The following is a 22,871-nucleotide window of genomic DNA, read 5'->3' as shown; positions in this document are numbered from 1 at the left end:
AACGTTATGCAACTGGAATCGCTACAAATAAAAAAGGAGCCAACGGCTCCCTTTCACATATCTTTCAGATAATGCGATTAAAATTACTGCGCAAGAGCGGCAAAACAGCGATCGGCTGCAGCTAGTGTCAGCTCAATGTCTTCATTGCTATGAGACAGTGAAGTGAAGCTGGCTTCAAATGCTGATGGTGCAAGGTATACGCCTTCATCTAACATCAAGTGGAAGAAGCGCTTGAAGCGTTCTACATCGCATTTAGCCACATCTTCGTAGCAAGTAATTTCGCTTTGATCGGTAAAGAAGAAGCCAAACATGCCACCAACTTGGCTAACAAACAGTGGAATACCGTGCTTGTCAGCGCATGCTTTAAAGCCTTGAGCAAGCTTGGCGGTAATCTCATTTAGGCGCTGTTCATTACCATCTTGTGCAAGCTGGGTAAGGCAAGCGTAGCCTGCAGCCATAGCGATAGGGTTACCAGAAAGCGTCCCCGCTTGATAAACAGGACCGGTTGGTGCGATGTATTGCATGACTTCTTTACGGCCACCAAATGCGCCAACAGGCATGCCGCCACCAATCACTTTACCTAATGTTGTTAGGTCTGGTTTTACGTTGTAATGACCTTGCGCGCAGTTTAGTGCCACACGAAAACCTGTCATCACCTCATCAAAAATAAGCAATGCGCCGTTTTGATCGCAAATTTCTCTTAGGCCTTGGTGAAAACCAGCAACCGGTGGAATGCAGTTCATGTTGCCAGCAACGGGTTCAACGATAATACAAGCAATCTGTTGTGGGTTGGCATCAAATAGAGCTTGTACAGATTCTAGGTTATTGAAAGTCGCTGTCAGGGTGTGTTTAGCAAAGTCTTCAGGTACACCCGGAGAGCTTGGCTGACCTAATGTTAGAGCGCCAGACCCTGCTTTTACTAGCAAGCTGTCAGCGTGACCATGGTAACAACCTTCAAATTTTAAAATTTTGTCACGACCTGTGTAACCACGCGCTAGACGAATTGCACTCATGGTCGCTTCAGTACCTGAGCTCACCATGCGCAATTGTTCCATAGACGGCACAAGAGAAGAGACTAGCTTAGCCATGTTTATTTCAAGTTCAGTTGGCGCACCAAAGCTAAGACCGCGTTGCGCCGCTTCCACAACTGCATCACGAATTGCAGGGTTGTTATGACCAAGGATCATTGGTCCCCATGAACCGACGTAATCAATATACGCTTTATCATCAGCGTCATAGATTCGAGAACCATCAGCGCGCTCGATAAAAAGTGGAGAACCACCAACACCATTAAAGGCACGTACTGGAGAGTTTACGCCGCCAGGGATAATATCTTGGGCTTGCTGATAGAGTGCTTCTGATTTGCTCATTAGAGAATCCTTGCTAATTGAATCGCATTTTTGGAAATGACAGCATTGTAATAAATATTGCGCACATGTCTAACGCTTGTGTCGCACTATTGCTCTAAGTGTAACGATTCACTTTACGTCAAAAGATGACAATACTTGAACACTTTGCTCAGGTATTACATAATCACCAGATCAAAATGTCTACTGACTAGTAGCAACATCGAATAATAGAGAGGTCTCGGTGAGCGAATTAAATGTCCCTTTGAATTTTTCTGACGCGGCAGCTGCGCGCGTAAAGGTATTAATTACAGAGGAAGAAAACCCAGAGCTTAAACTACGTGTATATATTACTGGCGGCGGTTGCAGTGGTTTTCAGTATGGTTTTACCTTTGATGAAAAGGTAAACGATGGTGATTCTATTATCGTAAAAGATGAAGTCACTTTGGTGGTTGACCCTATGTCTCTGCAATACCTAATTGGTGGCACTGTGGATTATACTGAAGGTCTGGAAGGCGCACGCTTCTTTATTGATAATCCGAATGCTTCAAGTACTTGTGGTTGCGGGGCTTCATTTAGCGTGTGATCCTAACCTCAGAAAGAAGCGGCAATTAACGGTACACTTGTTATATAAGAGTGTGCCGTAAGCAACTAAGCAAGGTCGCCAGTTGCTAATTAAAAGGATTTAATTATGCCGTTAAGAAAGACGGGGCAACTCTTTGCCCAGCGTCCTTGGATTATCTCACTGATTCTGATCGTTATTATTTGTGTTTGGCTTTTTGCCGGCATCTTTCCATTTCAATCCTCTTCTGATTCTTCTACCGACTCATCTGATAAACAAGTCACCGCTACTGAGCGCCATGTTCCATTAGCCAAAGTCGTCGTTACCCAATTTGAAGCTCAACCTGTAGCCCGAAAAATCGATCTCTATGGACGAACTGCACCTAATCGAGATATTGAATTAAGCGCTGAATTGGACGGCTCTATTAATGGGATCAAAGTTCGTAAAGGCGATGTCGTTAAGCGTGGGCAAGTGATTGCCACTATCGATAAAGGCGATCTTGATATTTTACTGGATCGCGCCAATGCCTTATTGCGAGTAAAGCAAAAAGAATTTAATGCAGCCACTTCTCTTAGAAAGCGCGGTTTACAAAACGAAGTCGAGTTTACTAAAGCCGAAGCGGAACTGGTGAATGCCAAAGCAACGGTAGCAAATGTTAAATTAGGCCTGCGATATAGCGTCATCCGCGCCCCTTTTTCGGGAGTGATTGATCGCCTATATGTAGAGCTCGGCGATTATGTCGCTCGCGGTGACAAGGTTGCTCACCTGATTGATCTTAATACCTTAGTGATTGAAGCCGATCTTAGTGAGCGTCATATTCAGGGCGTGCAAAAAGGGCAGACTGCCAATATTACTTTATTGGGCGGTGAACAAATTCAAGGAACATTGCGTTATATTTCTCGAAACTCGTCTTTAACCACTAATACTTTCCCAATAGAAATTGAAATTGCCAATAAAGATCAAAGGCTTCCTTCTGGCGTCAGCGCAGAAGTTGAGTTGGAGCTAGATACACAAATGGCGGTCATGGTGACGCCAGCCATGTTAGCGTTGGATGAAAGCGGTAATTTAGGGGTGAAAACCTTACAGGATGACCATATTCACTTTGTTGGCATTCAAATTGTGAAAGCTGAAAAGGAAGGGGTGTGGCTAAGCGGTTTAGGTGAGCGCGTGGACATTGTGACTAAAGGCCAAGGCTTTGTTCGTGATGGCGATCCTGTTATCGCAGTAAGGCAATAGGGAGCAGATTATGTACGCAATTATTGAAGCGGCGCTGTCTCGCTCTAGAACCGTTCTAACTCTGCTAGTCATGCTCATTATTGCTGGGGTTTATACCTATATCACCATCCCCAAAGAATCCAGCCCTGACATCACCATTCCTATTATCTATGTTTCTGTTGGCCATCAAGGCATTTCCCCTTTAGATGCTGAGCGCATGTTAGTGCGTCCAATAGAGCAAGAGCTGCGATCCATTGAAGGGGTTAAAAAAATGACCTCTATTGCATCGGAAGGACATGGCTCGGTCACATTGGAATTTGTTGCCGGAAGTAATTTAGATAAGGCAATGACCGATGTTCGAGAAGCGGTTGATTTAGTCAAATCCAAGCTACCTGATGGCAGTGATGATCCTACTGTTAACGAAGTCACTTTAGCCAGTGAACAACCGGTATTGTCGGTGGCGTTATATGGCACTGTGCCAGAGCGAACCATTGTACAAATTGGGCGTCAGATCCAAGATAAATTAGAAAGCTATAAGCAAATCTTAGAAGTCGATATTGCCGGAGATCGCGAAGATATCGTTGAGGTTGTGGTCGATCCTTTGCTTATGGAAAGCTACGGTTTAGATCAAGGTGATATTTATAATCTAATTGCCGCCAGTAACCGAGTGGTTGCCGCCGGTTTTGTCGATACTGGCTATGGACGATTCTCTGTAAAAGTCCCTTCTGTATTTTCATCATTAAAAGATGTTTTAGAGTTGCCAGTAAAAGTGGATGGCAAACAAGTGATCACCTTTGGCGATGTCGCGTCTGTGCGCCGCTCTTTTCGAGACCCTGAAAGCTTTGCTCGATTAAACGGCGAAAGCGCTGTGGTACTCGATGTTAAAAAGCGCGCCGGTGAGAACATCATCGAATCAGTTAATATTGTCAAAGCGGTACTAGCCGAAGCTCAAAAAATGCCTGAATGGCCGAGTAATTTACTGGTCAAATACACTTATGATGATTCAAAGAATGTCGATACCATGTTGACTGATCTACAGAATAATGTGTTATCGGCGATTATTTTGGTGGTGATTGTCATCATCGCTATTTTAGGTGTGCGCACCGCGTTACTGGTCGGAATATCCATTCCTGGTTCATTTTTGACTGGGTTACTAGTCCTGTCTATTTTTGGACTGACGGTCAATATAGTGGTGCTATTTTCGCTGATTATGGCGGTAGGTATGCTGGTGGATGGTGCCATAGTGGTGACGGAATTTGCCGACCGAAAAATGCAGGAAGGGGTCGCTAAAAAAGAAGCGTATCGCGATGCTGCTAAGCGTATGGCTTGGCCTATAACCGCTTCAACGGCAACCACATTAGCCGCGTTTGCCCCATTACTATTCTGGCCAGATACCACTGGCGAGTTTATGAAGTATTTGCCTCTGACCTTGATTGCGACACTGAGCGCATCCTTGGTTATGGCTTTAGTTTTTGTTCCTGTTTTAGGCAGCTTAATCGGTAAGCCGCAGTATATGAATCCGGTAAATCAGAGCCGAATCAAACAGCTACATGATGGTGATTTCACCCAAGCTACTGGGTTCACTAAACTTTATTATCACACTCTTGCTGTGGCGATTAGACACCCATTAAAAGTGCTACTGAGTGCCATTTTACTGGCAATTGCAGTGGGTTTTTCTTATAGCAAAGCGGGGTTAGGCGCAGAGTTTTTCCCTGAAGTTGATCCGCCTTATTTCAATATTAAAGCACGCTCTTACGGCGATCTTTCTATTGTTGAAAAAGATCATATTATGCGTGAACTAGAGCAAGTGCTCATTGGTCATCCTGAGCTGGAAAGTGTTTATACCCGAACAGGTGGTCAAGATGAAATCGGCACGATACAAGTGACTCCTGTTGATTGGCAAGATCGCCGACCAATAAAAGACATTATTGAAGAGTTGCGTAGCCAAACCGATCAATTTGCTGGCGTTGAAATTGAATATAAGTTTCCTGATGCTGGACCTCCGGTTGAGAATGATCTGGTGATTGAAGTGACTGCGCGTGACGCTCATTTAATTGATGCATCAGCAAAGAAAATACGCCTGTGGGCTGATAGCAATCCAGCATTAACCAATGTCAGTGATAACTCGAGTAAAGAAGGAATAGATTGGACCATAGATGTTGATCGCGCAGATGCGGCTCGCTTTGGCGCGGATGCATCACTGGTTGGCAACACAGTGCAATTTGTGACAAATGGCTTGAGAGTTGGGGATTACCTGCCTGATGATACCGATGATGAAGTGGATATCTTGGTGCGTTACCCAGAAGATAAGCGAGATATTGGCCGCTTTGATGAGTTACGAGTCAAAACTGCCCTTGGCTTAGTGCCAATTACTCATTTTGCCAGAGTAAAGGCCGAACCCAAGCAAGATACGATTAACCGCTTAGATGGTACGCGGATTGTTAATATTGTCGCAGATATGAGTGAGGGTTATAACCTTGCAATAGAGCTACCAAAAATTGAAAAAGCGTTACAAGCGCTTGATTTACCTGATGGGATTAATGTCAGCATCAAAGGGCAGAATGAAGAGCAACAAAACTCATCTAACTTCCTACAATCTGCATTTTTAGCCGCCTTAGCCGTGATGGCGCTGATTTTGATCACCCAGTTTAATAGCTTCTATCAGGCATTATTAATCTTGAGCGCAGTGCTGTTTTCGACCGTAGGTGTTTTTGCCGGTTTATTATTATTCCAACGCCCGTTTGGCATTGTCATGTCAGGTATTGGTGTTATCGCGTTGGCGGGGATTGTGGTCAATAACAACATAGTATTGATTGATACGTTTAATCAATTGCGTCGCAGAGGATTATCTAAAGAAGAGGCGATACTGCGCACCGGAGTTCAGCGCTTACGTCCAGTGATGTTAACTACTGTGACGACGATTCTTGGACTCATGCCTATGGTGCTACAAACCAATGTCGATCTGATTAATCAGAAGATAGAGATAGGCGCACCAAGTACTCAATGGTGGACTCAGCTTGCTACCGCTATTGCTGGAGGGTTAGCGTTTGCTACGGTACTGACCTTGGTATTAACGCCATGTCTATTGATGTTTGGGCGAAGCAAAGTAGAGCCTAGGAGTTAATCTCTAGGCTCTACTTTGTACTTTATTGGGATTGTTAGCAGGGTGAGCTAATCTTTTGCCGCCGTGAGTAAGTATTGATAACGTTGCAACTCACCTAAGCGCTGGCTGGCAATTTTCATAAAGGCTTTCTTCTTATTACCACTTAAGGACTTAGCTTCTGGCAGTTTCACCGTACGCGGGTTTTTGTGTATGCCGTTAACTAAAAATTCGTAGTGTAGGTGAGGGCCGGTTACACGACCGGTGCCGCCAAGGGTGCCTATGGTTTGCCCTTGTTTTACTCTTTGCCCACCTTTCACTGTGCGTTTTTGCAGGTGTAAGTACTTCGTAATATAAATATTGCTGTGTTTGATAAACACGTAGTTGCCATTAAATTGGTTATACCCAGATTTTAAAACAACACCATCACCAGCAGAATAAATAGGAGTACCGACAGGTGCGGCGTAATCAGTACCTCGATGAGCGCGGACTTTCCCTGTTACTGGGTGGCGTCGATTAGGGTTAAAGTTTGAGGTAACACGGCGAAAATCAACAGGAGAGCGCAGGAAGGCTTTTTTCATCGCACGTCCTTTATCATCGTAATAGTTGCCGCTGTCTTCATCAAAAATGGCTTTGAACGTTTGCCCTTGGTTGGTGAACTGCGCGGCTAAAATACGTCCTCGTCCTACAAATTCCCCTTCGACGATGTTTTCTTCAAATAACAGCTTAAAACTATCATTAGGGCGAATATCTAATGCAAAATCGATATCCCAGCCAAAAATCCCGGCCACACTCATAATTTGATTTGGCGTTAGTTGTGCGCCAATTGCAGCATTCCAAAAGCTAGAGGTAATGTTAGCTTGAGCGTAGTTAAGTTGAGTATTGACTTCTTTTGTATCGGTAACTGCCTTGAACTTGTCACCTTCTTTTACTGCTTTAAAGGTTTCATAAGGGCTGATTTGGCGCTGCAGTTGAATTAGGTTGTTTTGTTCATCATAGCCAAACACCAGCTCATCATTTGGGCGCAAGCGAGACAATTGCTTGTTAATGGCTTTGTCACTGCTCACCATATTATGCAAAAGGCGCGGCGATAAGCCTAAGCGTTTAAATAGCACGGAAGCACTTTCGCCAGAGCGCACTTTATGAGTTTCCCAACGCATGATCACCATTGGGCGCAGTTGATCGGTTGGTGATAGAGCCTGAGTGTTGATCTCCAATGGGTATTGGCGACCGACTTGATAATTGTTTTCTTGTTGGTGCAAACTGCTTGGGGTGGGGAGTAAAAATAGTGCAACCACGATGAGGGCACTAAAACAGCAGATTAACGCTTTATGTAAGAGGGGTAAACGTTGAAAAATAGTCAGCATATCCCGATTCATTCATTAATCAGTGAAAAAAATGTCTTTGATTAGTCTAACTGCTTTCAAAACTAATCGCTATTCAAGTACACTGTCGAAAACTATTTTTTCCTGATTTTGTGGGAGCAAACCAATATGGCAAGTTTTGAAGCTGCTTTAGCTGAAATCAAACGTGGTGTTGAAGAATTAATACCAGAAGCTGAACTAATCGCGAAGCTAAAAGAAGGTCGTCCTTTACGTATCAAGTTAGGTGCCGATCCAACAGCACCAGATATCCATCTTGGTCACACAGTTATTCTTAATAAACTGCGTACATTCCAAGATCTTGGTCATGATGTGACCTTTTTGATTGGTGACTTTACCGGTATGGTCGGTGACCCTACGGGTAAAAATACGACTCGTCCACCTTTGACTCGTGAAGACGTATTACGTAACGCTGAGACATATAAAGAGCAAGTATTTAAAATCCTTGATCCAGCTAAAACCAAGATTGCATTTAACTCTGAGTGGTTAGGTGAGCTAGGTGCTGAAGGTATGTTGCGTTTAGCATCAAACCAAACCGTTGCTCGCATGTTAGAGCGTGATGACTTTAAAAAGCGTTATGCTGGTGGCCAACCAATTGCTATCCATGAGTTCATGTACCCACTGTTACAAGGTTATGATTCCGTTGCGATGGAAACTGACGTTGAGCTAGGTGGTACCGATCAGAAGTTTAACCTTCTTATGGGGCGTGAGCTGCAAAAAGCACACGGTCAAAAACCTCAAGCTGTTCTTACTATGCCACTTCTTGTCGGCCTTGATGGTGAGAAGAAAATGTCAAAGTCTGCACATAACTACATTGGTGTGAGTGATATCCCAACAGAGATGTTTGGTAAAATCATGTCTATCTCTGATGTATTGATGTGGAGCTACTATGAGTTGCTGTCTTTCCGTCCTTTGGCTGAAATTGAGCAATTTAAAGCGGATGTTGAAGGTGGTAAAAACCCTCGTGATGTGAAAATCCTGCTAGCTAAGGAAATCATCGCACGTTTCCACTCAGAAGCGGATGCAGAAGCTGCCGAGCAAGAGTTTATCAATCGTTTCCAAAAAGGAGCAATTCCTGATGAAATGCCTGAATTTGAATTCGAAGTAGGCCGCCCAGTAAGCAACATCATGAAAGAAGCTGGCTTATGTTCTTCTTCTTCAGAAGCGATGCGTATGGTTAAGCAAGGCGCGGCCAAAATTGATGGTGAAAAAATCACTGACAGTAAATTTGTACCGCAAGCTGGAACCTTTGTATTCCAGGTTGGTAAGCGTAAATTTGCTCGTATTACCTTTAAATAAGGTATCTTGTAAGTATTGATTAATAGGCGTCTTTTAGGCGCCTTTTTTTATGCGCTTAACTTGTGAAGTCGCGCATGCTTTTGCTATATTACCTGTCGCTGGGGTAGCCCAGTTTTTTGGAGAAAATTATGAACACTACCGACCATCCTCCTAGTATGAAGGGAGAAAAATAACTCACTGTCGGTACGCTCGTTGTTCGTTCCTATCTGTAGTGATAGAGAGCGTTTATCCTTTCCTTTAAATATTCTCCTGTTTTTCTCCTAACTTCCTAGCCGTTAATAACACAGAAATCGCCTCGATTTTCTGCGGTGAAGCTCGTGTGTTATTCGATGGTCGTTACCCCATTTATATCAGCTTATATCGAGCTGATGTCGACACAGCTAATCGGGAGATTCGCCATGACGGTAATGAACACAACTCTTGCTCACGACATTGATTCTTATTCTCGTGAGGAAATTTGCGCTGCCACCAGTGCATTTTTGAAATACGATCAAAAACAACAGGTTAGCCTGCTACAAGTGATGCCGATGGAAGAGGCGGTAGGCATTTTGAATCAATGCTCTGTCTCTTTTGTTCAATACATTATCTCTGAGTTAGAGCTGATTGGAGAGGATGTATTGGCTCGCCATTTTGCTCATCAACTTGGTTTTATTCGCTCAGAGGCGGAGCCTCATAAAGGCTACCTTTCGACTAGCGTTATGGCGCATGTACGCCAGCGTATTGGTTGGATTATTGGCCTGGCATTAATGGGGATAGTTTCAGGGCTGATCATTGCAAGCTATGAAGATACTTTGAGCCAATTGGTTTTATTAGCGATTTATATGCCAGTGATTGCCGCTGCGGGAGGCAATACAGGTACTCAAGCCGCGACTTTGGTCATACGAGCATTGGCCACCGGCGAGTTAAAGAAAAGACAATGGCTGTCAGTTCTTTGGAAAGAGAGCCGAGTTGCGCTGTGCATTGGCTTTGTGATTGCGATTGTGATTGTCGGTAGAATATTACTGTTTAGCGATGGCGTTTCAACGGGTGGGCATGATCTGAATATTATTGCACTGGCAATTGCTATCGCCTTGTTTATTCAGATTTCAATCTCGACAACCTTAGGGGGAATTTTACCCATTATTGCCCGTGCCTTTAAACTTGATCCTGCGGTATTAGTGAGCCCGGTACTCGCTTCGATTGTCGATATATCGGGGATGTGGATCTATTTTAGTATCGTAAATTACTTCTTAGGTTTAGCGTAATGATAAAGGGCTCTATTGATAGAGCCCTTGATGTCATAAATGCTATTCAGCTATTCAATTATACAGTTATTGAATATTCACCTACTGAGTCACCAGTGAATGGTAGAGTGATTTTTCAAAGCGAGTAATAGCCGGCTCAATTTTCTTTCTAGCTGGCTCTGGGTGATAGTTACTCACAAACTGTACGAACGTATATTTAATCTTGCCGTGTTTGTTATAGGTGTAACCCACCATATTGTGACTGCCAAATAGCGACCCACTTTTACCCTTGATGCGGCCTTTAATTGGTAACCTTTGCATACTTGGTCTGTATTTTAATGTCCCATCCATTCCCGATGTTGGAAGCAGGCTGATAAGGTGCAATTGCTGATCATGTTGTTTGATGTATTGCATGACCTCCATCATCACCTTAGGGGAGATTCGATTGTTGCGAGACAAGCCTGAGCCATCTTCAATAATAGCGTTGCCAAGATCGATATTGGCTTGCTGCTTCAAGATTTCTCTAACCGCCGATGTACCACTATTAAAGCTACCTTGCTCAGAATAATAATCAGCCCCAAGCTGCTTGGTAATGTTATCAGCATAAAGGTTGTTTGATTTATGCAGCATAAGCTCAAGCATATCGTCTAACGCTGCTGACTGGTGTTGCGCGATTAATACCGCGTCAGAGTCAGCTTTACCTAACTTAATACTTCCTCGTAAGGTGGTGTTTTGCTGCTCAAAAATAGTCGCTATGGTTTTCTTTAAATACAAACTAGGAGATTGCACCGCAAACTTAAGGGGTAATGGTTTTTCGCGATTAGTTAAACAGCCACTTAGGGTATAGCTGTTGTTGGGCGCGGTGGTGAGATTGAGATCGCAATAGCTGGTTTTCTTCTCTTCTTTGGTTACCGCTTTAACTCTAGTGGTAACATTTATCGGCTGGTGCTGGGGCACAAAGATCGAAGTTTTGCCATTGCCGAGTGTTTTTAACGATGCTTGAACACAATTGCCTTCTAAGCTTAGTGCTGAAGCGGGCGCTGCGTAACATACGCCAAGTACATCCCAAGGCCAGCCTACGCCACGATCATAACCCGTAAAAATTGAACCATCGAGGTACAAATCACCCGCAATGGTTTTGCCTTTAAAATGGCTAAGTAGAGACTCAAGATCTTTGCGACTGAAGCTAGGATCACCAGAGAAACGAAGAGTGTAATCTTGTCCTTGCTGCATGAGTTCAGTAGAAAACTGATACCCTTGTGGCCAATGAAGTTTTGCCGCTAGAGCTGTCACCAGTTTCAGTGTACTTGCCGGAGGAAGAAGCTGATCTGCATTGGTTGATGAGACTATTGTGGTATCTTTTTCCACAATGACGCTCGACAGTTGGCCGGTAGGTAAAATGTCATAAGGGGTGGAGATAGAAGCAGAAGCAGCAAAGGTAGCTCCGGTCAGTAAAAGAGTGAGAACGCGCATGAAGTTCCTAATGAAGGCAAGAAGCGATTCATCACAGTATAAACAAAAACACCCGCCAATAGGCAGGTGTTTTATTGTCAAACTAAGTGTTTATAACGTTACAAGTAGTAACGAACACCGATGTTCCACATGTCGTTTTCTTTGTAAGAATCGATATCAGAACCAAGATCAACTTGGTAACCCGCAAAACCTACGAATGTTGGAGTAAAGTTATACTCAGCTTGGAAAGCCATTTGGCTGTATACCGTACCGTCTACAACCGTTTTATCGCTGCTTTCAACTGCTTCGTAGTTGATAGATAGGTTTAGGCTGTTAGCAAATGCGTATGCAGCAATGAACTCTATACCGTTTGACTCATCTAGGATGTCATTAGTAGTAGCGCCAGTATTGTAGTTTGCTGTGCTGTTCATGTATTCGTTCATAGTGTAAACACCCGCAACGTATAAACCGTTACCGTATGAACCGTACTTTGCAGAAAGTGCGTGCGAAGTTGCGTCTTCTTTTTGTGTACCGATAACAGCAACATTGCGTTTACCTGCACTGTATGCATAACCAACCATGAACTCTGAGAAGTTAGCACCAACAGTAACTTGGCTACGAGAATCAAAGCCTGTTGTTGCATTATCTTGCCAGCCTAGGCCACCAAATACAGAAAGGTTATCACCTAGCTCAATGTCATTACGGTAAGAAACCATGTTTTCCGCACGGCCAGTACCTAGAGCACCATGGCTGTCGTATAGGAAGTCATTGGCAAATGCGATAGGCATATCTGTGATACCAGCTACATCATAGTATGGAGACCATTGTGTACCTGCTACTGCGCGACCAAAAACATCATGAGAAACACCGATGTAACCTAGACGAGTCGTGAATGCATTTGCACCGCCGTCAAGGTAGTTAAGCGCCCACTCACCTTTAGCATCAGCAGTAAAGCCATTGCCTAAGTCTTGAGTCGCTTCAAAGTTGATACGTGGAGAGTTAGCAATGATATCTGTACCACCAACATCAGAGTTTGAGTTACCTAGCGCACTTACCGATACGTGACCGCCAAGAGAGAAAGTTGAACCATCTTGGTTGTATAGTTCAACCGCTGTAGCTTGAGTTCCAAACGCTGCTGCTGCAACCGCTAGAGCAATAATCTTTTTGTTCATTTTTAAGTCCTAGAATGAATTTATCCGATAAAAAGAGTTGGTAACAACTCTGGTTCCCTAAAACAAAATCTCGATTAATCGCTGCACTAAGTTATTGTTATTTTGCAGTATTTTTTCGTCTAACAAGATTTGTCATCGATAATTAGTCTGACTTAGAAGAGGATTTGAGTGATAGTAAAATGATATAAATCAATGGAACTTATTGCATATTGGCGTTGTCATTTTAGGGGGATTTTAATAAAAACAGTCACTTATGGTTGCAGTGCAACTGAGTGCCTTTGTTTTTATTTTATGAAACTTTAGATTTAGGTTCTTGATTTGATGTATTTTTTGCATTAATCAATGTGATGCATATCACATTACTGTGAGTGGTTAGGAAATCGAATTTAGATGAAAGAATTCCTGTTTTTCGGTACAATTGACCTATCATTATCAGTTAATTACCTATTAAGCATGACTTAATAGAGTTTATTGTCCCAAATATTGTGGACAAAGAGGTTTATATGGAAAAAGTGCCAATGACTGTTCGTGGCGAACAGCAACTCAAAACAGAACTAGAACGCTTACTAAAATTGCGTCCATTAATTTCAGCTGCTATTGCAGAAGCGCGTGAATTAGGCGATCTTAAAGAAAATGCCGAATACCACGCCGCTCGTGAAGAGCAAGGTATCTGTGAAGCACAGATCCGTGATATTGAATACAAGCTATCTGTTGCTCAAGTAATTGATGTGACCAATATGGAAAATACCGGCAAGGTTATTTTTGGTACAACGGTTACTTTGATTGATGTTGATACTGAAGAAGAGTTTAAGTATCAAATCGTTGGCGAAGATGAAGCAGAGATTAAACTCGGTCGCATTTCTGTTAGTTCACCGATTGCTCGTGGGCTAATTGGTAAAATGGAAGGGGATGAAGTGACGATCACTACTCCTGGCGGCGTAAAAGATTATGAAATTGACCAAGTAGAATACTTATAAATTTCTATTGGTTGTTGATATAAAATATCAATAGCAAAAAGGCTGCATTAGCAGCCTTTTTTAGTGCGGTAAATCTAAGGTAACCTATTTACGAGGTATCTCAATTTTACGTTGCTCTGATTGGCGGTACATTACTAGCGTTTTACCAATAGTTTGTACTTTTTCTGCGCCAGTTTCACGGATGATAGCATCAATGATTAGGTTTTTTGTGTCGCGATCTTCTGATGCAACTTTAACCTTGATTAGCTCATGGTGATTCAGTGCAAGGTCAATTTCCGCTAGAACAGCCTCAGTAAGTCCATTTGCGCCCATCAACACAACGGGTTTCAGGTTGTGTGCTAAGCCTTTAAGATGCTGCTTTTGTTTGGTGCTTAAGTTCATATCGCGGCCAATTTCTTTATATGTAAGGGTTGAAAAATCCTATTTTAACGTCATATAGGTCTCAAGACTATACTTTATCCATTAAACGGGAATATTAGGCTAGATGCCTAACCTAAACACTTTGGAAATTGAATGAGTAAACAAAAGCATTCGGCCAGTTCGGGCCGATGGTTAAAAGAACACTTTGATGATAAATACGCGAATGAAGCTCGTAAAAAAGGCTACCGTTCTCGTGCTTATTTCAAAATGGAAGAAATTCACACTAAAGACAAACTGTTCTCTGCAGGTATGACCGTTGTGGATTTGGGGGCAGCTCCTGGTGGTTGGTCGCAATACGCAGCAAAAATAGTTGGTGACAGCGGGCAGATAATTGCCTGTGACTTGTTGCCAATGGACCCCATTGCTGGTGTAAGCTTCCTACAAGGGGATTTTCGAGAAGAGAGTGTTCTCGAAGCACTGCTTGAACGCATTCAGCCGAGTATGGTGGATGTGGTAATGTCTGACATGGCTCCCAATATTGCAGGTAATAACTCTGTTGACCAACCAAGGGCTATGTATTTAGTCGAACTAGCCCTTGATATGTGTCGACAAGTTCTAGCTACAAATGGTAGTTTTGTTGTTAAAGTGTTTCAGGGCGAAGGTTTTGATCAGTATGTCAAAGATGTACGTGAACTGTTCAAAACTGTGAAAGTCCGAAAACCTGATTCTTCTCGAGCCCGCTCTCGTGAAGTGTTCGTTGTAGCAACCGGTTACAAAGGCTAATCGAACTTCAAGCATGATAAAGCTTTACATTCTGGCTACAGGTTACAAACTGTAGTAATCTACTTTTAATTACAATTAGTTATCGAGAGGCTTACACCTTGAGTGACATGGCAAAAAATCTAATTCTGTGGCTTGTGATAGCTGTAGTACTTATGTCCGTTTTCCAGAGCTTTGGCCCTGGAGACAGTAACGGAAAATCAGTGGACTATACCACTTTTGTACAGGAAGTTGGCCAAGGTCAAATTCGTGAAGCAAAAATCAATGACAAAGAAATTGTTTTCTACCGTAGCGATAATTCACGTAACGTGACTTATATGCCAGTGTATGACACTAAGCTTCTTGATGATTTGATCAATAAAAACGTGAAAGTAAGTGGTACTCCACCAGAAGAGCAAAGTCTTCTAGGTACTATCTTTATTTCATGGTTCCCGATGATTCTGCTGATTGGTGTGTGGATTTTCTTCATGCGTCAAATGCAAGGCGGTGGCGGCGGTAAAGGCGCTATGTCTTTTGGCAAATCAAAAGCTCGCATGATGAGCGAAGAACAGATCAAAACACTCTTTTCAGACGTTGCAGGTTGTGACGAAGCAAAAGAAGATGTGAAAGAACTGGTTGATTACCTACGTGATCCAAGCCGATTCCAAAAGCTGGGTGGTAAAATACCAACAGGTGTTCTGCTAGTCGGTCCTCCTGGTACAGGTAAAACTTTGCTTGCCAAGGCAATTGCCGGTGAAGCTAAAGTACCGTTCTTTACGATTTCTGGTTCTGACTTTGTTGAAATGTTTGTTGGTGTTGGTGCATCTCGTGTGCGTGACATGTTCGAACAAGCTAAGAAAGCCGCTCCTTGTATCATCTTTATTGATGAAATCGATGCTGTAGGTCGCCAACGTGGTGCAGGTGTTGGTGGTGGTCATGATGAACGTGAGCAAACATTGAACCAGATGCTGGTTGAAATGGATGGTTTTGAAGGTAATGAAGGTATTATCGTTATTGCCGCAACTAACCGTCCTGACGTTTTAGACCCTGCATTACTACGTCCAGGTCGTTTTGACCGTCAAGTAGTTGTTGGTCTTCCAGATGTACGTGGTCGTGAGCAGATTCTTAAAGTTCATATGCGTAAAGTGCCGCTATCTGAAGATGTTGAGCCTTCATTGATTGCTCGTGGTACTCCAGGTTTCTCTGGTGCTGATCTTGCTAACCTTGTCAACGAAGCGGCTTTGTTTGCCGCTCGTGGTAACAAGCGCAATGTTTCAATGGTTGAGTTTGAACAAGCAAAAGATAAGATCATGATGGGTGCGGAGCGCCGCTCAATGGTAATGACCGATGACATTAAAGAGTCAACGGCTTATCACGAAGCAGGTCACGCAATCATTGGTCGCTTGGTTCCAGAACATGATCCTGTTTACAAAGTATCTATTATCCCTCGTGGCCGTGCGCTAGGTGTGACAATGTACTTGCCAGAACAAGATCGCGTAAGCATGAACCGTCGTCACCTAGAGTCTATGATTTCTAGCCTATATGGTGGTCGTCTTGCTGAAGAACTTATCTACGGTAAAGAAAGAGTATCAACGGGTGCATCAAACGACATTGAACGAGCAACTGATATCGCTCGTAAGATGGTAACGCAGTGGGGTTTCTCTGAGAAACTAGGTCCTCTTCTTTATGCTGAAGAAGAAGGTGAAGTATTCTTAGGTCGTAGCGTAACTCAGACAAAACATATGTCTGACGATACAGCTAAATTGATTGATGATGAGATTCGTCAAATTATCGACCGAAACTATGCGCGTGCTCGTCAAATTCTTGAAGAGAATATAGACATTATGCACACCATGAAAGATGCGTTGATGAAGTATGAAACTATCGATGCAGGTCAAATTGAAGACCTAATGGAACGCAAGTCTGATATTCGAGAGCCAGCAGGATGGGGTAATCAACCAACGAAATCTGTTGATGATAAGCCAGCCCAAGAAAGTAAGCCTACAGCGAAAGCTGAACCAGAAAAGGCTGAAGAATCTAAAGCTGAGCCTACTGATAAAGACTCAGAATAAGCGCTAAGCAAATAAACCCCGGGAGCTCTCTCGGGGTTTTTCTGTTTTTATCCAGTGCGAAAATTTATTAATTTCTAAATTCGTTAATGCTATGATTTTAACCCACGCAAAAAAACAACTCGACCTTAGCTCCCCTCAAGTTATGGGGATACTCAATGTCACTCCTGACTCTTTCTCTGATGGTGGTAAATACCATCAAATAGAAGATGCTTTAATTCAAGCTCGTAAAATGATCGCTTGTGGCGCAACCATTATTGATATTGGTGGAGAGTCAACGCGCCCCGGGGCTCCTGAAGTATTACTTGAACAAGAGATTGAACGAGTTATCCCTGTCATTAAAGCGCTTAGAGCTGAGTCTGATGTTTGGATATCAATTGATACCAGTAAAGCTGAAGTGATGCGACAAGCTGCGTTAGCTGGCGCTGATATCATTAATGATGTGAGAGCACTACAAGAGCCCGGTGCATTAGAGGTTGCGGCTAAATCAGGGTTGCCTATTTGCCTTATGCATATGCAAGGTCAGCCTAGAACTATGCAAACAAATCCTGAGTATAAAGATCTACTTAGCGATGTTGCAGCGTTTTTAGATGAGCGGATTAAAGCATGTCAGTCGGTTGGAATAAGCCGCGATAAATTAATACTTGATCCAGGCTTTGGGTTTGGTAAAACACTGCAACATAACTATTCTCTACTGCATCATCTTGAGGAGTTTCATCGTTTTGAAATGCCTATTTTGGTTGGCATGTCGAGAAAGTCGATGGTGTTTAAACTGCTTGATAAAAAACCGGCTGAGTGTGTATCAGCCAGTGTTGCATGCGCTATAATTGCAGCACAAAAAGGCGCACAGATTATCCGAGTTCATGATGTGGAAGAAACGGTTGATGCCGTTCGCGTCGTGAAATTCATAGATTCATTAAAATAATAATTAGGAAAAGAGCAATGTCTAAAAGACGTTATTTTGGTACTGATGGTATCCGTGGCAAAGTCGGCCAATATCCAATTACTCCCGATTTTGCTTTAAAGCTAGGTTGGGCTGCGGGTCGTGTTTTAGCGAAACAAGGCACTAAAAAAGTCATTATCGGTAAAGATACCCGTATATCTGGCTACATGTTGGAATCCGCTTTAGAAGCAGGACTTGCCGCTGCAGGTTTAAAAGCTTCATTTACAGGGCCAATGCCAACACCTGCTGTCGCGTATCTGACTCAAACGTTTCGCGCAGAAGCGGGCATAGTGATCTCTGCATCGCATAACCCATATTACGATAATGGCATTAAGTTTTTCTCATCTGAAGGTTCAAAACTTGCTGATGAAGTTGAGCTTGCGATTGAAGCTGAGCTTGATAAAGAGATTGAATGTGTTGAGTCTGCCTTCCTTGGTAAAGCATCTCGCATGAATGATGCGGCAGGTCGTTACATTGAGTTTTGTAAAAGTACTTTCCCGCACTCAGCAAACCTATCAACTTTAAAAATTGTGATTGATTGTGCGCACGGCGCAACTTATCACATCGCTCCGAATGTATTTAAAGAGCTAGGTGCAGAGCTTGTACTGATCGGTTGTGAGCCAAACGGCTTAAATATCAATGAACAAGTTGGTGCGACAGACGTACGTGCACTTCAAGCTAAAGTCCTTGAAGAGAAAGCCGATCTTGGCCTAGCCTTTGATGGTGATGGCGACCGTATTATTATGGTTGATCACAAAGGTAATAAAGTAGATGGTGACCAAATTGCCTACATTATTGCTCGTGATGCATTGCGTCGCGGTGAGCTTAAAGGCGGTGTTGTTGGTACATTAATGACCAACCTAGGTATGGAAAACGGCCTTAAACAATTAGGTATTCCGTTTTCTCGCGCTTCTGTTGGCGATCGCTATGTTATGGAACAGCTTAAACAAAAAGGCTGGAGCATTGGCGCTGAAAACTCAGGTCACGTCATTCTATTAGATAAAGTGACGACAGGTGATGCGATTGTTGCCGCGCTGCAAGTGTTAGCGTCTATCGTTGATAGCGGTATGAACTTATATGACTTGTCACAAGGCATGACTTTGTACCCACAAGAATTAATCAATGTTCGCTTTAGCGGTGGCAGCGATCCAATGCAGTTGGATATTGTACAAAATTCAGTGGCTGAAGCTGAGCAAGAACTTGGTGATAAAGGTCGTGTGTTACTGCGTAAATCAGGAACAGAGCCTTTAATCCGAGTTATGGTTGAAGGTGAAGACGGTGAGTTAGTATTGAAGCTTGCTAACCGTATTGCTGATACTGTTCGTGAGAACTGCTAAGTCGCTACTTTCTATTTACTGTTAGTTACGGTGAGCATGAATAGATTAAGTATTTAATTACTGTGATTGGTATAAAAAAAACGGCCATCAGATGATGGCCGTTTTTTTATATTAGATGAGAGGAGCTTATTTAAGCATACCTTCATTAGCGTGTTCACGGATGTGACGAAGAATATTCTTAACACCGCGAGCGCTTGAACCAACAACGTTACCAGACTTGATGTAGTCTGTGCCGCCAGCAAAGTCAGTTAGGATTGCACCAGCTTCACGAGCAATAAGCTCACCTGCTGCCATATCCCAAGGTTTTAGGCCTAGTTCAAAGTAACCGTCAACACGGTTAGATGCTAGGTAACAAAGATCAAGAGCTGCAGAACCAGTGCGACGGAAGTCAGCGACTTCTGTAAATAGAGAGCTCATGATTTTGAAGTAAGATTCAGAGTGTTGTTTTTGCTTGTATGGGAAACCAGTAGCAAGAATAGTACCTTGAAGATCTTTAAGTTGCTTAACACGGATACGTGAATTGTTTAGCTGAGCGCCAGAACCACGTTGTGCTGTGAACAGTTCGTTAAGCATTGGGTCGTATACACAAGCGACTTCAGTTCTGCCATTGATACGAACAGCAATAGAAACAGCGAAGTGAGGGATACCTTTAACGAAGTTATTAGTACCATCCAGTGGGTCAATGATCCATTGAACTGCGTCATCTTTACCGACAGTTAAACCAGACTCTTCAGCAATGATGCTGTGGTCAGGATATGAAGATTTAATAGTATCGATAATCAAATATTCTGCTTCTTGATCTACGTTAGTCACATAATCATTTGTGCCTTTTAGTGTAGCTTCAATTTTGTCTGCAGTTTCTAGAGATTTTGCAATATGATTGCCTGCTTTTCGCGCAGCGCGAATAGCGATATTTAGCATAGGATGCATAGATTTACCCAACGGATGTTAAAGAACGAAAGCGGGGCGGAGTATAAGCAACTTCTGAGTAAAAGGGAAGTGGTTATTTTTTGCTCGCGTGTTTTTTTTATTCTACAAAGGGTATGTGCTAATATGCGTCGGTTATAACAAACAGAGGTAAGCTTGATGTTAGAAAACGTCAAAGTGGTTTTGGTGGGAACATCTCACCCAGGAAATATTGGGTCAGCAGCAAGAGCTATGAAAGTAATGGGACTAAAGCAATTAGTCTTAGTTGATCCTCAATGTGAAATAGACGATCAAACCATGGCACTAGCCGCTGGTGCTGATGATGTTGTTAATCAAGCCAAAGTATTCTCTACAATGCAAGAAGCGGTTGCTGATTGTGCATTGGTGGTTGGATCGAGCGCACGTTCACGTACGTTAAATTGGCCGATGCTTGAACCTCGTGAGTGTGGTGTCAAGTTTGTACAAGAAGGAACCCATTCTTCGGTTGCTCTTGTATTTGGTCGCGAAAGAACAGGCTTAACCAACGAAGAGCTACAACTTTGCCAATATCATGTGGCAATACCGGCTAATCCTGAATATAGCTCTCTCAATCTGGCGATGGCTGTGCAAACTCTTTGTTATGAAATACGAATGGCATTCCTTGAAAGTGACAAAGCTCAGTATCCACAAGAGGATGCAGTCGAGTATTCAAGACATAATGAACTAGAAATGTTTTATCAACACCTTGAAAATGTGCTGATTGATACCCAGTTCATAGAACAGGATAAGCCGAATCAGGTAATGAATAAGCTGCGACGACTATTCAGCCGAGCTCGCCCAGAAGCGCAAGAAATCAACATTTTACGTGGCGTTCTCACGGCTATCCAAAGAGACACATCGAACAAGAAATAGCCTCATATCTCATAGGGTTAAATACCTGAGTAAAATGGTCAAATAAATACTTGACCGTTTTACTCGGGTATGGGACACTTTTGTTAATAAAATAATTGATAAGAGTGTGATATGAAGCTTACATCGAAAGGAAGATACGCCGTAACTGCCATGCTTGATGTAGCATTGCATTCTAAGACTGGCCCTGTACCGCTTGCGGATATTTCAGAGCGTCAGGGAATATCTCTTTCTTATTTAGAGCAGTTATTTTCAAAGTTACGAAAAGCGGGTTTAGTTGCAAGTGTTCGTGGTCCCGGTGGTGGTTATAACTTGGGTAAAGATGCTCATTTTATTGCTATTGGTACTATCATTTCGGCCGTTGATGAATCAGTTGAAGCGACTCGCTGTAATGGCAAAGAAAGTTGTCAGGGTGGGGCTCGTTGTCTTACTCACACCCTGTGGCGAGAGCTAAGCTCTCGAATTAGTGATTTTTTAAACAACATCACCTTAGGTGAGTTGATGATGGACAGTGATGTATTAGAGATCTCTGGACGCCAAGATATGGATCTCGCGTCAAATCATGGATTTAGCTCTAAATCTTTAGCTGAAGCTATCGGCATCAATGTCCGCTCATAGAGCATACAGTTTTACTTGGAGTAAATAATGAAACTGCCAATTTATTTAGACTATTCAGCAACATGCCCGGTAGACGAACGAGTTGCTGAAAAAATGGTCCAGTTTATGACTATGGACGGTACCTTTGGTAACCCTGCCTCTCGCTCTCATCGTTACGGTTGGCAAGCGGAAGAAGCAGTAGACACTGCTCGTGGAAACATTGCCGATCTACTTAACGCCGATCCTCGTGAAATTGTATTCACATCTGGCGCGACAGAATCAGACAACCTTGCAATTAAAGGTGCTGCGCATTTCTACGGTAAGAAAGGCAAGCACGTTATTACTTGTAAAACAGAACATAAAGCTGTTCTTGATCCATGCCGCCAACTAGAGCGTGAAGGCTTCGAAGTGACTTACCTTCAGCCTGAAGCTAACGGTATTATCGATCTTAATAAGCTTCAAGATGCAATTCGTGAAGATACTGTTTTGATTTCTATCATGCATGTAAATAACGAGATTGGTGTGATTCAAGATATTACTTCAATTGGCGAAATGTGTCGTGAACGTAAAATCATCTTCCATGTAGATGCAGCGCAATCAGCAGGTAAAATACCGATTGATGTTCAAGAAATGAAAGTTGATCTTATTTCTCTATCTGCTCATAAAGTTTATGGCCCTAAGGGTATTGGCGCACTTTACGTTCGTCGTAAACCTCGTATTCGTCTAGAAGCGCAAATGCACGGTGGCGGTCATGAGCGTGGTTTCCGCTCTGGCACATTAGCCACTCATCAAATTGTCGGTATGGGTGAAGCATTCCGTATCGCTAAGCTTGAGATGGAAAAAGATTATCAACATGCATTGAGCTTACGTAACCGCTTGATGAATGGCGTAAAAGATCTTGAAGCTGTTAGTGTTAATGGCGACTTTGATCAACGTGTTCCGCATAACTTAAATGTGAGCTTTGCCTTTGTAGAAGGTGAATCACTGCTTATGTCACTAAAAGACTTAGCAGTATCTTCTGGCTCTGCATGTACATCAGCAAGTCTTGAACCATCGTATGTTCTACGTGCTTTAGGTTTGAATGACGAGCTAGCACATAGCTCAGTGCGCTTCTCTTTTGGTCGTTACACCACAGAAGAAGACATTGATCACGCTATTGAGCAACTTCGCTCAGCAGTAACGAAATTACGCGACATGTCTCCACTTTGGGATATGTACAAGGAAGGTATTGATCTGGACACCGTTGAGTGGGCACATCACTAA

Annotated in this window: 19 protein-coding genes; 13 read left to right on the top strand and 6 right to left on the bottom strand. The window is 42.9% G+C overall.

Annotated elements, in window-relative coordinates:
* Positions 1-83: 83 nt before the first annotated feature.
* A complete protein-coding gene (hemL, locus tag A9260_RS01780) occupies positions 84-1,370 on the bottom strand; it encodes a glutamate-1-semialdehyde 2,1-aminomutase (protein WP_068695622.1) in 1,287 nt (428 codons plus the stop codon).
* Positions 1,371-1,590: 220 nt separating this feature from the next.
* Between hemL and erpA the strand changes: the two genes are divergently transcribed.
* The 3 genes from erpA to A9260_RS01765 all read left to right on the top strand — a co-directional run bounded on the left by erpA (position 1,591) and on the right by A9260_RS01765 (position 6,247).
* On the top strand, positions 1,591-1,932 hold the full coding sequence (gene erpA / locus A9260_RS01775) for an iron-sulfur cluster insertion protein ErpA (RefSeq protein WP_068695620.1): 342 nt from the start codon (positions 1,591-1,593) through the stop codon (positions 1,930-1,932).
* Positions 1,933-2,037: 105 nt separating this feature from the next.
* On the top strand, positions 2,038-3,144 hold the full coding sequence (locus tag A9260_RS01770; protein WP_068695618.1) for an efflux RND transporter periplasmic adaptor subunit: 1,107 nt from the start codon (positions 2,038-2,040) through the stop codon (positions 3,142-3,144).
* A 10-nt stretch (positions 3,145-3,154) separates the two neighbouring features.
* Positions 3,155-6,247: an efflux RND transporter permease subunit gene (locus A9260_RS01765; RefSeq protein ID WP_068695616.1), complete on the top strand. Its 3,093-nt coding sequence runs from the start codon at positions 3,155-3,157 to the stop codon at positions 6,245-6,247.
* Between the two features lie 47 nt (positions 6,248-6,294).
* Here the strand turns inward: A9260_RS01765 and A9260_RS01760 are convergent, their stop codons facing one another.
* Entirely contained in the window at positions 6,295-7,590 is a 1,296-nt protein-coding gene (locus tag A9260_RS01760) for a peptidoglycan DD-metalloendopeptidase family protein (protein WP_068695614.1), read from the bottom strand.
* Between the two features lie 126 nt (positions 7,591-7,716).
* Here A9260_RS01760 and tyrS point away from each other — a divergent pair, with 126 nt between their 5' ends.
* Positions 7,717-8,904, top strand: a complete 1,188-nt coding sequence (gene tyrS, locus A9260_RS01755; RefSeq protein ID WP_068695612.1) for a tyrosine--tRNA ligase — start codon at positions 7,717-7,719, stop codon at positions 8,902-8,904.
* A 398-nt stretch (positions 8,905-9,302) separates the two neighbouring features.
* Positions 9,303-10,148: a magnesium transporter gene (locus A9260_RS01750; RefSeq protein WP_068695610.1), complete on the top strand. Its 846-nt coding sequence runs from the start codon at positions 9,303-9,305 to the stop codon at positions 10,146-10,148.
* An 81-nt stretch (positions 10,149-10,229) separates the two neighbouring features.
* Here the strand turns inward: A9260_RS01750 and dacB are convergent, their stop codons facing one another.
* Positions 10,230-11,600, bottom strand: coding sequence for a serine-type D-Ala-D-Ala carboxypeptidase (gene dacB / locus A9260_RS01745; RefSeq protein WP_068695608.1), 1,371 nt, complete (start codon positions 11,598-11,600; stop codon positions 10,230-10,232).
* Between the two features lie 98 nt (positions 11,601-11,698).
* Positions 11,699-12,751 (bottom strand): porin, encoded by a 1,053-nt coding sequence (locus A9260_RS01740; protein WP_068695606.1) that lies wholly within the window; start codon positions 12,749-12,751, stop codon positions 11,699-11,701.
* A 503-nt stretch (positions 12,752-13,254) separates the two neighbouring features.
* Between A9260_RS01740 and greA the strand changes: the two genes are divergently transcribed.
* Positions 13,255-13,728 carry a transcription elongation factor GreA gene (gene greA, locus A9260_RS01735; protein WP_068695604.1) on the top strand — a complete coding sequence of 158 codons (474 nt, stop codon included), beginning with the start codon at positions 13,255-13,257 and terminating at the stop codon, positions 13,726-13,728.
* A gap of 84 nt (positions 13,729-13,812) precedes the next feature.
* On the opposite strand, the gene yhbY is transcribed toward greA, so the two are convergent.
* Positions 13,813-14,109, bottom strand: a complete 297-nt coding sequence (yhbY, locus tag A9260_RS01730; RefSeq protein ID WP_068695602.1) for a ribosome assembly RNA-binding protein YhbY — start codon at positions 14,107-14,109, stop codon at positions 13,813-13,815.
* A gap of 132 nt (positions 14,110-14,241) precedes the next feature.
* Between yhbY and rlmE the strand changes: the two genes are divergently transcribed.
* The 4 genes from rlmE to glmM all read left to right on the top strand — a co-directional run bounded on the left by rlmE (position 14,242) and on the right by glmM (position 19,196).
* Complete coding sequence (gene rlmE, locus A9260_RS01725) at positions 14,242-14,871, top strand: 23S rRNA (uridine(2552)-2'-O)-methyltransferase RlmE (RefSeq protein ID WP_068695600.1); 630 nt, start codon at positions 14,242-14,244, stop codon at positions 14,869-14,871.
* Between the two features lie 107 nt (positions 14,872-14,978).
* Positions 14,979-16,919, top strand: coding sequence for an ATP-dependent zinc metalloprotease FtsH (ftsH, locus tag A9260_RS01720; RefSeq protein WP_068695598.1), 1,941 nt, complete (start codon positions 14,979-14,981; stop codon positions 16,917-16,919).
* A gap of 91 nt (positions 16,920-17,010) precedes the next feature.
* On the top strand, positions 17,011-17,841 hold the full coding sequence (gene folP, locus A9260_RS01715) for a dihydropteroate synthase (protein WP_068695596.1): 831 nt from the start codon (positions 17,011-17,013) through the stop codon (positions 17,839-17,841).
* A 17-nt stretch (positions 17,842-17,858) separates the two neighbouring features.
* Positions 17,859-19,196: a phosphoglucosamine mutase gene (gene glmM / locus A9260_RS01710; RefSeq protein WP_068695594.1), complete on the top strand. Its 1,338-nt coding sequence runs from the start codon at positions 17,859-17,861 to the stop codon at positions 19,194-19,196.
* Positions 19,197-19,322: 126 nt separating this feature from the next.
* Here glmM and suhB read toward each other — a convergent pair whose 3' ends face one another.
* Entirely contained in the window at positions 19,323-20,126 is an 804-nt protein-coding gene (gene suhB / locus A9260_RS01705) for an inositol-1-monophosphatase (protein WP_068695592.1), read from the bottom strand.
* Between the two features lie 156 nt (positions 20,127-20,282).
* On the opposite strand from suhB, the gene trmJ reads away from it, so the two are divergent.
* The 3 genes from trmJ to A9260_RS01690 all read left to right on the top strand — a co-directional run bounded on the left by trmJ (position 20,283) and on the right by A9260_RS01690 (position 22,871).
* A complete protein-coding gene (trmJ, locus tag A9260_RS01700) occupies positions 20,283-21,014 on the top strand; it encodes a tRNA (cytosine(32)/uridine(32)-2'-O)-methyltransferase TrmJ (RefSeq protein WP_068695589.1) in 732 nt (243 codons plus the stop codon).
* Positions 21,015-21,125: 111 nt separating this feature from the next.
* Positions 21,126-21,629: a Fe-S cluster assembly transcriptional regulator IscR gene (iscR, locus tag A9260_RS01695; RefSeq protein ID WP_068695587.1), complete on the top strand. Its 504-nt coding sequence runs from the start codon at positions 21,126-21,128 to the stop codon at positions 21,627-21,629.
* A gap of 27 nt (positions 21,630-21,656) precedes the next feature.
* Positions 21,657-22,871: an IscS subfamily cysteine desulfurase gene (locus tag A9260_RS01690; protein ID WP_068695585.1), complete on the top strand. Its 1,215-nt coding sequence runs from the start codon at positions 21,657-21,659 to the stop codon at positions 22,869-22,871.

It is taken from the genome of Vibrio sp. UCD-FRSSP16_30 (assembly GCF_001676025.1).
Taxonomy (GTDB): domain Bacteria; phylum Pseudomonadota; class Gammaproteobacteria; order Enterobacterales; family Vibrionaceae; genus Vibrio.
Note: the sequence above shows the minus strand (reverse complement) of the source record. Positions and strands in the feature narration are given on the sequence as shown.